9 protein-coding genes and 1 pseudogene are annotated in these 11,568 nt (G+C 69.3%); 5 read left to right on the plus strand and 5 right to left on the minus strand.

Annotation, left to right across the window (positions count from 1 at the left end; all coding sequences use genetic code 11):
• The 3 genes and pseudogenes from VM306_RS38680 to VM306_RS38690 form a co-directional block, all read left to right on the plus strand.
• Positions 1–449 (plus strand): annotated as a pseudogene (locus VM306_RS38680) (NADH-quinone oxidoreductase subunit M); the annotation flags it as partial.
• 1 nt (position 450) lies between these two features.
• Positions 451–2,025 (plus strand): NADH-quinone oxidoreductase subunit NuoN, encoded by a 1,575-nt coding sequence (gene nuoN, locus VM306_RS38685; protein WP_325524033.1) that lies wholly within the window; start codon positions 451–453, stop codon positions 2,023–2,025.
• Positions 2,026–2,062: 37 nt separating this feature from the next.
• A complete protein-coding gene (locus VM306_RS38690; protein ID WP_325524047.1) occupies positions 2,063–3,046 on the plus strand; it encodes a polyprenyl synthetase family protein in 984 nt (327 codons plus the stop codon).
• Here VM306_RS38690 and rarD read toward each other — a convergent pair.
• The gene (gene rarD, locus VM306_RS38695; RefSeq protein WP_325524035.1) at positions 3,043–3,969 is read right to left on the minus strand and encodes an EamA family transporter RarD; all 927 of its coding nucleotides are present in this window, start codon (positions 3,967–3,969) and stop codon (positions 3,043–3,045) included. The two genes, VM306_RS38690 and rarD, sit on opposite strands and share 4 nt — an antisense overlap.
• 145 nt (positions 3,970–4,114) lie before the next feature.
• Between rarD and VM306_RS38700 the strand changes: the two genes are divergently transcribed.
• Positions 4,115–6,370, plus strand: a complete 2,256-nt coding sequence (locus VM306_RS38700; protein ID WP_325524037.1) for a LapA family protein — start codon at positions 4,115–4,117, stop codon at positions 6,368–6,370.
• Positions 6,371–6,433: 63 nt separating this feature from the next.
• Here VM306_RS38700 and VM306_RS38705 read toward each other — a convergent pair whose 3' ends face one another.
• The 4 genes from VM306_RS38705 to VM306_RS38720 all read right to left on the minus strand — a co-directional run bounded on the left by VM306_RS38705 (position 6,434) and on the right by VM306_RS38720 (position 10,728).
• Positions 6,434–7,483, minus strand: coding sequence for a 2-oxoacid:ferredoxin oxidoreductase subunit beta (locus VM306_RS38705; protein ID WP_325524039.1), 1,050 nt, complete (start codon positions 7,481–7,483; stop codon positions 6,434–6,436).
• The gene (locus VM306_RS38710) at positions 7,480–9,318 is read right to left on the minus strand and encodes a 2-oxoacid:acceptor oxidoreductase subunit alpha (protein ID WP_325524041.1); all 1,839 of its coding nucleotides are present in this window, start codon (positions 9,316–9,318) and stop codon (positions 7,480–7,482) included. The genes VM306_RS38705 and VM306_RS38710 overlap by 4 nt, the downstream gene beginning before the upstream one ends.
• 209 nt (positions 9,319–9,527) lie before the next feature.
• Positions 9,528–10,268 (minus strand): enoyl-CoA hydratase, encoded by a 741-nt coding sequence (locus VM306_RS38715; protein ID WP_325524043.1) that lies wholly within the window; start codon positions 10,266–10,268, stop codon positions 9,528–9,530.
• Between the two features lie 10 nt (positions 10,269–10,278).
• Entirely contained in the window at positions 10,279–10,728 is a 450-nt protein-coding gene (locus VM306_RS38720) for an Lrp/AsnC family transcriptional regulator (RefSeq protein WP_414672503.1), read from the minus strand.
• Between the two features lie 138 nt (positions 10,729–10,866).
• On the opposite strand from VM306_RS38720, the gene ddaH reads away from it, so the two are divergent.
• Positions 10,867–11,568 (plus strand): dimethylargininase (ddaH, locus tag VM306_RS38725; protein ID WP_349255708.1); only part of this gene is annotated, 702 nt, incomplete at its 3' end.

Raw genomic sequence — 11,568 nt, forward strand, 5'->3', positions numbered from 1 at the left:
AGGTGGCGCCGCTGCTCGCGGGCATGCTGCTGCTCTCCGGCCTGACCACGCTGTCGCTGCCGGGCACGAACTCGGTCGTCTCGGAGTTCCTGGTCCTGATCGGCTCGTTCCCGACGCAGCCGGTCGCCACGATCCTCTCGACGGTCGGCATGGTGCTCGCGGCGCTCTACGTGCTGTGGCTCTACCAGCGGGTCATGACCGGCCCGCTGCGCGGCGACGCACTCCTGGGTGCCGCCGCTGGTCCGGGCGCCGTCGGCGACCCGGAGAAGAAGACCACGATCGGCGACCTGACCAAGCGCGAGATCGCGGTGCTCGCACCGCTCGTTGTCATCGTGCTGGCCCTCGGGTTCTACCCGCAGCCGGTGCTCGACGTCATCACCCCGACTGTCGGGGCGACGCTGACCGAGGTCGGCGTGACCGATCCGGTCTCCGTGCAGGAAGGCAAGTGACGTGAACCTTCTCGTCGCTCAGGCGCAGCAGATCGAGGCGCCGGAGATCCACTATGGCGCCATCGCGCCGCTGCTCATCGTGCTCGGTGCGGCGTGCGTCAGCGTCCTGCTGGAAGCGTTGCTGCCCAAGCACCAGCGGTGGGCCGTGCAGCTCCTGCTGTCGCTCCTCACGCTGGTCGGCGCGACCGGCGCGCTGATCATCTACGCGAACTCCTCGGAGCGTCCCGCACAGGGCGTGGCGACGCTGGCGGGCGCGATCGCGGTCGACTCGCCGTCGCTGTTCCTGTGGGGCACGTTGCTGGTGCTGGCGTTCGGCAGCATCCTGCTGATGGCGGACCGCTCGGTGGAGCCCGGTGGTGCGTTCGTGGCCCAGGCCGCGATCCGTCCCGGCACCATCCAGGACCGCGCACAGGCGACGAAGACCGGCATGCAGACCGAGATCTTCCCGCTCACGTTGTTCGCGCTCGGCGGCATGATGACGTTCGTAGCGTCGAACGACCTGCTGACCATGTTCATCGCGCTGGAAGTCCTGTCGCTGCCGCTGTACCTGCTGTGCGGCCTGGCTCGCCGCCGTCGCCTGCTTTCGCAGGAAGCGGCCGTGAAGTACTTCCTGCTCGGCGCGTTCGCCTCCGCGTTCTTCCTGTACGGCGTGGCTCTGCTGTACGGCTACGCGGGCTCGGTGAAGCTCTCGGCCATCGCGGCCGCGGCAGGCGGTACGGACCGTTCGGACACGCTGCTGTTCGCGGGCTTCGGCCTGCTGGTGGTGGGTCTGCTGTTCAAGGCTGCCGTCGGCCCGTTCCACGCCTGGACCCCGGACGTGTACCAGGGCGCGCCGACGCCGGTGACGGCGTTCATGGCCGCGTGCACCAAGGTCGCCGCGTTCGGCGGCATCCTGCGCGTGCTCACGGTGGCGTTCGAGAACACCCAGTGGGAGTGGCGCGGCGTGCTCTACGGCGTGGCCGTCGTCTCGATGGTGATCGGCGCGATCCTCGGTCTCACGCAGACCGACGTGAAGCGCATGATCGCGTACTCGTCGGTGGCGCACGCGGGCTTCCTGCTCATCGGTTCGATCGCGCTGGTGCCGGACGGCGCGGGCGTGAGCGCGACCATGTTCTACCTGCTGGCGTACGGCTTCACCACGATCGCCGCGTTCGGCATCGTGTCGCTGGTCCGCAACTCGGACGGCGAGGCGACGCACCTGTCGCAGTGGGCGGGTCTCGCGAAGCGGTCGCCGATCGTGGCGGGCACCTTCACGTTCCTGTTGCTGGCACTGGCGGGCATTCCGCTGACGTCGGGCTTCATCGGCAAGTTCGTCGTGTTCAGCGCGGCGATCGAGGCCGGTCTGACGCCGCTCGTGGTGATCGCGCTGGTGGCCTCGGCCGTCGCGGCGTTCTTCTACCTGCGGGTGATCGTGCTGATGTACTTCAGCGAACCGGCGACGGACGGCCCGACCGTCACGGTGCCCGGCGCGTTCACCACGATCGCGATCACGCTCGGTGCCGTCGTGACCCTGGTGCTGGGCTTGTGGCCCACGCTGGTGCTCGATTGGGCGGGTACCGGCACCTTCCTCAGCTAGGTGTACGTAGTCTGCTGGTGTGACCAGTAGCGAGCATGTGGGACCGGGGTTCGCGTTGGTGGACCCCGTGCTCACCGAGGTAGTCCAGGACGGCCTTGCCGAGGTGGAGCGCAACCTGCACGACGTCGTGCAGAGCGAGTTCCACCCGGTCACCGAAACCTCTCTTCACCTTGTGGAGGCGGGCGGGAAGCGCATCCGCCCCCTCTTCACACTGCTCGCATCGCAGTTCGGCGCCGGCTGGGACCGGGACAAGGTCATCACGGCGGCCACTGTGGTCGAGCTCACCCACCTCGCGACGCTCTACCACGACGACGTCATGGACGAGGCGACCATGCGGCGCGGCGCGGAGTCCGCGAACGCCCGGTGGGACAACAGCATCGCGATCCTGACGGGCGACTTCCTGTTCGCCCACGCGTCACGGCTGACCGCCGACCTGGGGACCGACGCGGCGCGGATCATCGCCGAGACCTTCTCCCTGCTGGTGACGGGTCAGATGCGCGAGACGGTCGGCCCGAAGCCGGGCGAGGACCCGATCTCCCACTACCTCAAGGTGATCGAGGAGAAGACCGGCGTCCTGATCGCCACCGCGGCGAGGTTCGGCGGCATGTTCTCCGACGCCACCGAGGAGCAGACCGACGCGCTGCGCCGCTACGCCGAGGTGATCGGCGCGGCGTTCCAGATCTCCGACGACGTGATCGACATCGCGTCGCCGTCGGTGGAGTCGGGCAAGACCCCCGGCACCGATCTCCGCGAGGGCGTGAAGACGCTGCCGATGCTCTACGCGCTCGCGGACCCGTCCGAGACGCGGCTCGCCGAGCTGCTGGCCGGACCGATCAGCGACGACGCGCTGGTCGAGGAGGCGCTGGTGCTGCTGCGCAAGTCCTCCGGCATGGACAAGGCCCGCGAGACCCTCGACGAGTACGCGGACCGGGCCCGCACGGAGCTGGGCAAGCTGCCGCCGTGCGCCGCGCGGGACGCTCTCGAAGAGCTCGCGACCTACTGCGTCGAACGGTCCCGCTAACCGCTGACCGGCGCGGGCGCCTGCCTGCGCCGGTTCCTCAGCGCGTCGAACGTGAAGACCGCCAGTGCCAGCCAGACCAGGGCGAACCCGGCCCACCTGCTGGCCGGCATGGGCTCGTGCACCACGAACACGCCCCACGCGAACTGCAGGATCGGCGCGAGGTACTGCAGCATCCCCATGGTGATCAGCGGGATCAGCCGCGCGCCGGCGCCGAAGAGCAGCAGCGGGATCACCGTGACGATGCCGGTACTCAGGATCATCAGCGTGTGGCCGGTGCCCGCGGTCGTGAACGTGTTCGCGCTGCCGAGCGTGAGCAGGTAGACGAGCGCGATCGGCGCGACCACGATGCTCTCCGCGGTGAGGCTGGAGACGGCGTCGAGCGGGACTTTCTTCTTGAGAAGGCCGTAGACGCCGAACGAGCAGGCCAGGACCAGCGTGATCGCGGGAAGCCTGCCGTAGTCGATGGTGAGCACGATCACAGCGACGACGACCACGCCGATCGCGACGACCTGAGCGAGACGCAATCGTTCCTTGAGGAAGATCATGCCTAGTGCCACGCTGACCAACGGCGTGATGAAGTACCCCAGTGCGGATTCGACGACGTGGTTGCTGTTGACCGCGTAGATGTACGTGCCCCAGTTCACCGTGATCAGCACGGCGGCGGCGGTGACGATGAGCCAGCCTCTTCCCGACAGCTCGAGAAGAGGACGCCAGCGCCGGAGGAGAGCGACGGCGATGGCGAGAGTGACGAACGACCAGACGATCCGGTGCGCCAGCACCTCGATCGGCTGGGCGGGTACGAGGAGTGGCCAGTACGCGGGGAACAGTCCCCAGAGGATGTAGGCGAGTGTGCCGTAGGTGACCCCTCGCCCCTGGGTGTGAACTTCTGGCGAAGTGATGGCCGAGGTTGTCAGAGGGGGCACAAAATCCCACTCTACGCTGGGCTTTCGGCCGACTGTTTGCGCTGAACGGCGTAGTGACGCAGCATCATCAAAGGCACTGTAGTTTGGCCGTGCTCACCCTTCCGAGTGAGTGGGGTCGGAGTGTGGTCGTAGAAGGGGCTTACCCGTGAACATCTTCGGGCAGGTCTGGCTGTGGAGCCTGCTGGCCTTCGTCGCGGGGGTGGTCCTCACCTGGTTGGTGATGGTGCGCCCCGCGCGCAAGCAGGTAGCCGACCTCGAAGATCAACTTCTGGACGCGCGCAAGTCGGCTCCGCCGATCGCCTCGCAGAGTCGTCGCCTCGACGACTTCGAGGTCGACGAGTGGGACGACACGCCGCCGCGGTCCCTGACCGACGAGGTGCTGACGCCACCGGCGCCGGTTCCCGCCCTGCCTGCGACGCCCGCGCCGTACGCGGAGCCGCCGGCCTACTTCGGCGAGCCGGTGAAGGCGCCCGCACCCGTTCCGGTGCCGGTTCCAGCGCCGCCACCTCCCGTCGTGGAGGAGCCCGAACCCGAACCCGCTCCCGTGCAGGAGTACGAGGAGCAGTCCGCTCCGGTTCGGCAGTACCTGGAGCCGGAGGAGTCGCAGCGGCGCTTCGAGGAGCAGCTCGCCGAGCAGAAGGCCCTGTCCGACGCCGAGGACGACCGCCCGCGTTCGCTGTTCGAGCGCCTCGCGCCCGAGAACGAGGTCCCCGCCGAGACGCCGGCGGAGAGGACGACGGTCCTGTCGAACTCCGGTCTCGAGGCCGCCGACTTCGACGACGACCGCGAGCTCCCCGCCGAGCAGACGTCGTACGTCCCGACCGTCGAGCCGGTCGCGGAGCCGGGCGACCCGCACCCCGAGCCGACCGCGCCGCCCGAGGTCCACGAGCAGCCCGACGACTTCATCTACCAGCCGCGCGAGGTCTGGGCGGAGGACGAGCAGGAGGCGTTCCTCGACGAGGCCGGCGAGCAGGAGGACGTGCCCGCGGGCACGCGCTCCGAGCAGACGACGTACATCGCCGTCGAGGAGAGCAGCTGGCCGGGCAACGACGCCACCGGTGAGTACGCCGGCATGCGCGACGAGATCTCCGGTCAGCTGGACGGGTTCACCGAGCCGGAGACCCCCGCCGAGCAGACCGGCCTCATCGAGCCGGTCGACCTGGACGCCCCGCACGTGCGCAACGGCGTCTTCGAGTCGACGCTGGCGGAGGAGCGGTCCTTCACCGAGCCGGAGTCCGAGCCCGCGCACGGGGAGCATGAGTCCGCCGACGAGGAGCCCTCGCACGCCTACCGCGAGCCGGAGCCCGCTTACGGCGAGTCCGAGCCCGTCCACCGCGAGCCGGAACCTGTACACCGTGAGCCCGAGCCCGTCTACCGCGAGCCGGAGCCGGTCCGCCGCGAGCCGGAACCTGCCTACCGCGAGGCCGAGCCCGTCCACCGCGAGCCCGAACCCGCTCATGAGCCCGAGCCCGTCCACCGTGAGCCGGAGCCCGTCTACCGCGAGTCCGAACTCCCCCGACGCCAGCCCGAGCTTCCCCGGCGTGAGCCCGAGCCGGTGCGCGAGGAGTTCGCCGAGCCCGAGGTCTGGGAACCCCGCCACGCCTACTCCCAGCCGTTCACGGCCCCCGGTGCCCCGCCACCCGCGCCGTTCTCGGCGTTCGAGCCGCGCGTCGACGTCGAGGAGACCCAGGAACGCACGCCGCGTGCCGTGGGCGCCGCGTTCTCGCACGGCACGGAGACCCCGCCCCCGGCCCCCGCACCGAAGGTCGAACGCTCGCGCTCGCTCTTCGAACCGCTGCTGGACGCCGACGAGCCCCTGCCGGCCCTGGGCCAGACCCGCACGCTGCCGGAGACGAACAACGACCAGCCGTTCGTGCCCAAGTTCGTGCCGAGCGGCGAGCCCCTGCTCGCCGCCCCGCCAGAGCCGGAGCCCGAACCGGTCGTCGAGACCGACCTGCCGCAACGCGTGACCGAGGCGGGCCTGCCCATTCGCGAGGCCCGTCGCACCACGCCGCAACGGCAGCAGAGCTTCCCGGCGTTCCAGGCCTTCGAGTCCCCGAAGCCCGAGGCGCAGCCCGCTCCCGCCGCCGCACTGCCGGCCCGTCCCCGCCCGGTCGGCTTCTCGCCGTCCACCGGCGGCCGCCCGAACGGCGGCGCACCGGGCTCGTCGGCGCGCTTCCAGCAGCCGGAGGGCTTCAACCCGCGCTCGCCGTTCGGTCCTGGCTCGGTGCTGCCCAAGTCGGACGGCCACGCACCGGCCCCGGACTTCGCGGTGAAGGCGACGCTGACCGGCCGCCGCTACTACACCGAGGGCTCCTCGAACTTCGGGGACACCCGCGCCGACGTGTGGTTCCGCACCGAGGCCGACGCGGAGAAGGCGGGGTTCCGCCCGGCGCCGTGACGCCCGCACGACGCGAAGAAGGCCCCCACCGCACGCGGTGGGGGCCTTCTCGTCCGTCCGGGGTCAGCCGACCACGGTCCAGGTGTCCTTGCCGTGCAACAGCTTGCCGAGGTCCGCGGCCTTCGAGGCCTTGGCCTCGTCGACCTGGGCCCGCGCGCTGTCGTCGTACGTGGGCCTGTCCGCACGCCGGAACACACCCGTGACGGTGTGGGTGAGGTCCTGCGCCGACAGCCGCGAGAGCGCGAACGACAGGTTCAGGTCCGACGCGTCGTGCACCACGATGTCCGAGGCGTCGACGTCCGCCGACTTCGCGACCGCGAGGCCGAAGCCCTCGCGGACCACGCAGTACTCGCCCTCGCGACCGAACCGGATCGGCTCGCCGTCGACGACGTTGATGATCCGCCGCTGCGCCTCGTCCGCGTCCTTCAGCACGTCGAACGCGCCGTCGTTGAAGATCGGGCAGTTCTGGTAGATCTCCACGAGCGCCGAGCCCCGGTGTTCCGCCGCCTGGCGCAGCACCGAGGTGAGACCGGCCTTGTCCGAGTCGAGCGCCCTGCCCACGAAGGAGGCCTCCGCGCCCAGCGCCAGCGACACCGGGTTGAACGGGTGGTCGAGCGACCCGAGCGGGGTCGACTTGGTGACCTTGCCCGACTCGGAGGTCGGCGAGTACTGGCCCTTGGTCAGGCCGTAGATCCTGTTGTTGAACAGCAGGATCTTGAGGTTCACGTTGCGGCGCAACGTGTGGATCAGGTGGTTGCCGCCGATGGACAGCGCGTCACCGTCACCCGTCACCACCCACACGCTCAGGTCCGGCCTGGCCACGGCGAGACCCGTGGCGATGGCCGGCGCACGGCCGTGGATGGAGTGCATGCCGTAGGTGTTCATGTAGTACGGGAAGCGGGACGAGCACCCGATGCCCGAGACGAACACGATGTTCTCGCGCTTCAGACCCAGCGACGGCAGGAACGACTGCATGGTGTTGAGCACGATGTAGTCGCCACAGCCGGGGCACCAGCGGACTTCCTGGTCGGACTTGTAGTCCCTGGCCGTCTGCTTCTCGTCGGTGGTGGGAACCCCGGTCAGGCCGGGGAGTCCGATATCGATCGCGGTCACGCCGACACCCCCTTGATCACGTCAGCGAGCACGTCCTGCAGCTCCTCCGCCTTGAAGGGAAGGCCCTGCACCTTGGTGTACGACATGGCGTCCACCAGGTACTTCGCCCTCAACAGCAACGCCAGCTGGCCCAGGTTCATTTCCGGAACGACCACCTTCTCGTACCGGCCGAGCACCTCGCCCAGGTTCTTCGGGAACGGGTTGAGGTGCCGCAGGTGCGCGTGCGCGACCGGCAGGCCCAGCTTGCGGACCCGGCGCGCCGCCGCACCGATCGGACCGTACGACGAGCCCCAGCCCAAGACGAGGACCTTGGCGTTGCCGTCCGGGTCCTCGACCTCGACGTCCGGCACCTCGATGCCGTCGATCTTGGCCTGGCGCAGGCGAACCATCTTGTCGTGGTTCTCCGGGTCGTACGAGATGTTGCCCGTGACGTCCTGCTTCTCCAGACCGCCGATGCGGTGCTGCAGACCGGGCGTGCCCGGTACGGCCCACGGACGGGCCAGCGTCTCGGGGTCGCGCGCGTAGGGCTGGAACGTCTCCGGGTCCGTCGCGAACTCGACGCCCAGGTCCGGCAGCGTGTCGACGTCCGGGATCAGCCACGGCTCGGAGCCGTTCGCGATCGCGCCGTCGGACAGGAACAGCACCGGCGTGCGGTACTTCAGCGCGATCCTGCACGCGTCGAGCACGGCGTCGAAGCAGTCGGACGGCGACTGCGGCGCGACGATCGGCACCGGCGACTCGCCGTTGCGGCCGAACATCGCCTGCAGCAGGTCCGCCTGCTCGGTCTTCGTCGGCAGACCGGTGGACGGGCCACCGCGCTGCACGTCGATCACCAGCAGCGGCAGCTCGGTCATCACCGCGAGGCCGATGGTCTCGGACTTCAGGGCGATGCCGGGACCCGACGTCGACGTGACGCCGAGCGCGCCGCCGTAGGACGCGCCGAGGGCGATGCCGATGCCCGCGATCTCGTCCTCGGCCTGCACCGTGGTGATGTCGAAGTTCTTGTGCTTGCTGAGCTCGTGCAGGATGTCCGACGCCGGCGTGATCGGGTACGTGCCGAGCACGACGGGCAGCTTGGAGCGCTGCGCCGCCGCGACGATGCCGTACGCCGTGGCCGTGTTGCCGGTGATCTGGCGGTACGTGCCGACGTTGAGCTTCGCGGGCGCCACCTCGTAGGTGACGGCGAAGGCCTCGGTCGTCTCGCCGTAGTTCCAGCCCGCGCGGAACGCGAGCACGTTGGCCTCGGCGATGTCGGGCTTCTTCGCGAACTTCTCGCGCAGGAACCGCTCCGTGCCCTCGGTCGGCCGGTGGTACATCCACGACAGCAGGCCGAGCGCGAACATGTTCTTCGCGCGCTCGGCGTCCTTCTTGCCGAGCCCGGTCTCCTCCAGCGCGCCGATGGTCAGCGTCGCCATGGCGACCTTGTGCACCTGGAACCGTTCGAGCGAGTCGTCCTCGAGCGGGTTCGAGTCGTAGCCGACCTTCGTCAGGTTCCGCTTCGAGAACTCGTCGGTGTTGACGATGAGGATGCCGCCGTCCGGCAGGTCGACGACGTTCGCCTTGAGCGCGGCGGGGTTCATCGCCACGAGCACGTCCGGGCGGTCGCCGGGCGTCAGGATGTCGTAGTCGGCGAAGTGCAGCTGGAACGACGACACGCCGGGCAGGGTGCCCTGTGGCGCGCGGATCTCGGCGGGGAAGTTGGGCTGCGTGGCGAGGTCGTTGCCGAACGCCGCCGCTTCCGACGTGAACCGGTCTCCGGTGAGCTGCATGCCGTCACCGGAGTCGCCGGCGAAGCGGATCACAACGCGATCCAGCTTGCGGGTCTCAGTGCTCATTCCTACGCCGATACCTCTCTCCAAGGGTGGCTGTGCCCCACCGCGAGGGTAGTCGCCATGACCGCCTGCGAGACGGGCCGTGTACCACTGGGCGAGACGAACCGTCCCATCTGCCGCACCAGATCCCCGCCGGAGGGCAAGCACAGCACCACCAGCGGATACCGGACACGGCAGACGTCACCCTCATTACCTGTTACCCAAGGTAACACTCAACGTCCGCTGATCCGAGCCTTCATCGCGGCAAGCCTCGCAGCGAACTCTGGAGTGTCGATCGAAGCGACCTGTGGCCGCAGCTCCGTCTCGACGGCCTCCGCGTGATCATGCATCGCATCGGTCGCGCGCATGGTCGCCTTGATCGTCCGCACGAGTTCCCCTGGGGCCTCAGCGGAGTGTTTTGCCAGCTCCTTGGCTACAGCGAGTGGGTCCTCGGCCTTGGCGTAGGCGAGTCCGCAGGCGACCGCCCGGTCGGCGTCGAGGATCTGGCCGAAGAGCGTCATGGCGGTGGCGACCTGCGGCCCGGTGATCCTTTGCAACATCCACGTCATGCCCCCGCCGGGGTGGATCCCGAGCTGCAGGAAGCGCGCGTCGAACCGCGCTTTCGGCCCCGCGATCCGCACGTCGGCCGCCAGCGCGAGGTTGAGCCCGGCCCCGACCGCCGCGCCGTTGACGGCGGCGATCGTGGGAATGGTGGCGTTCGCCACTGCGAGGAAACCCCGGTAGATCTTCTTGAGCCCCTCGTCCTTGGAGTTGCCCAGCTGCGTGAGGTCCGCGCCCGCGCAGAACGCGGGCGGCGCTCCCGTGACGATCAGCGCGTTGGCGTCCCGTTCGGCCTGGGCCACCTTGTCGGCGAGCTCCTCGGACAGGTCGATCGTGAGCGCGTTGCGCCGGTCCGGATCGTTGATCGTGATCACCGCGACGGAGTCGTGGAGCTCCAGCAGAACCTCAGCCATGACCGGAACCCTAGGGTGCGATCGGCCGGTCCAGGAGCCGGGACAGCACGACCGTCGACACGGTCCGGTCGATGATCTCGACGGCCCGCAGCCGTTCCAGAGCCGTCTCCAGGTGGTGGATGTCGGCGGCACGGAGGTGCACGATCGCGTCCGCGGCCCCCGACACCGTGTAGGCGGCGCTGACCTCGGCCATCGGCTCCAGCCGGTGCTGGATGTCGTGCGGCGCGACGTTGCCCTTGCAGTGCACCTCGACGAACGCCTCGGTGCCCCACCCCAGCGCCTCGGGGTCCACGACCGCCGTGAACCCCCTGAGCACGCCGTTGTCCAGGAGCTTGTCCACCCGCCGCTTCACCGCGGGCGCGCTCAGCCCCACCTCTTTGCCGATCTCCGCGTAGCTGGAGCGAGCGTTGGCCATGAGACACGAAATGATTCGATGGTCGATGCTGTCCACACGCAACATTCTGCCCCAGATGACGCAATGTCGCGGCGTTGTTCGATGGTCCAGCTCGCCTTTACATTTCGATCCATGACGCTATCCATCTCCGGGCCGGGCGAGCCGATCACGCTGGACATCGCCACGCCCCTGGCGCCGACGCGCATGCCGACCACCCGTCGGTACCTCATGTGCCCGCCGACGTACTTCACGGTGGAGTACGCGATCAACCCGTGGATGGATCCGACCCGCCCCACCAGCACCTCGCTGGCAGTGGAGCAGTGGACGGCCCTGAAGGAGACCTACGAGCGCCTGGGCCACGAGGTCCACGTCATCGACCCGATCCCCGGCCTGCCCGACATGGTGTTCTCGGCCAACAGCGGCACCGTGATCGACGGCAGAGTCCTGGGCTCCCGCTTCCGGGCCCCCCAACGCTCAGCGGAAGCCGACCACTTCCGCCGCTGGTTCCTGGGCGCCGGCTACAAGTCGGTCGTCATGCCCACCGCCGTGAACGAGGCCGAGGGCGACTTCACCTGGACCGGCTCCCTGCTCCTGGCAGGCACGGGCTTCCGCACCGACCCTCTCGCGCACTCCGAGGCCCAAGAGGTCCTGGGCGTCCCCGTCGTCTCCCTGCAACTGGTCGACCCGCGCTTCTACCACCTCGACGTGGCGCTGTTCATGCTCGACGACCAGTCCTCCACTCCGCTGGTGGCCTACTACCCGGAGGCGTTCTCTCCCGGCTCGCAGCAGGTCCTGCGCAGGCTCTTCCCGGACGCCGTGATCGCCAACGACGACGACGCCGTGTGCCTCGGCCTCAACGCCGTTTCCGACGGCAAGCACGTCGTCATGCCTGTCGAGGCCACGCAT

The organism is Lentzea sp. (assembly GCF_035525475.1).
Lineage (GTDB): Bacteria > Actinomycetota > Actinomycetes > Mycobacteriales > Pseudonocardiaceae > Lentzea.

Excerpts from the sequence above, each read along its gene's own strand:
- VM306_RS38710 (WP_325524041.1), bottom strand. The coding sequence starts at position 9,318 with ATGAGCACTGAGACCCGCAAGCTGGATCGCGTTGTGATCCGCTTCGCC.
- VM306_RS38715 (WP_325524043.1), bottom strand. The coding sequence starts at position 10,268 with ATGGCTGAGGTTCTGCTGGAGCTCCACGACTCCGTCGCGGTGATCACG.
- VM306_RS38720 (WP_414672503.1), bottom strand. The coding sequence starts at position 10,728 with ATGTTGCGTGTGGACAGCATCGACCATCGAATCATTTCGTGTCTCATG.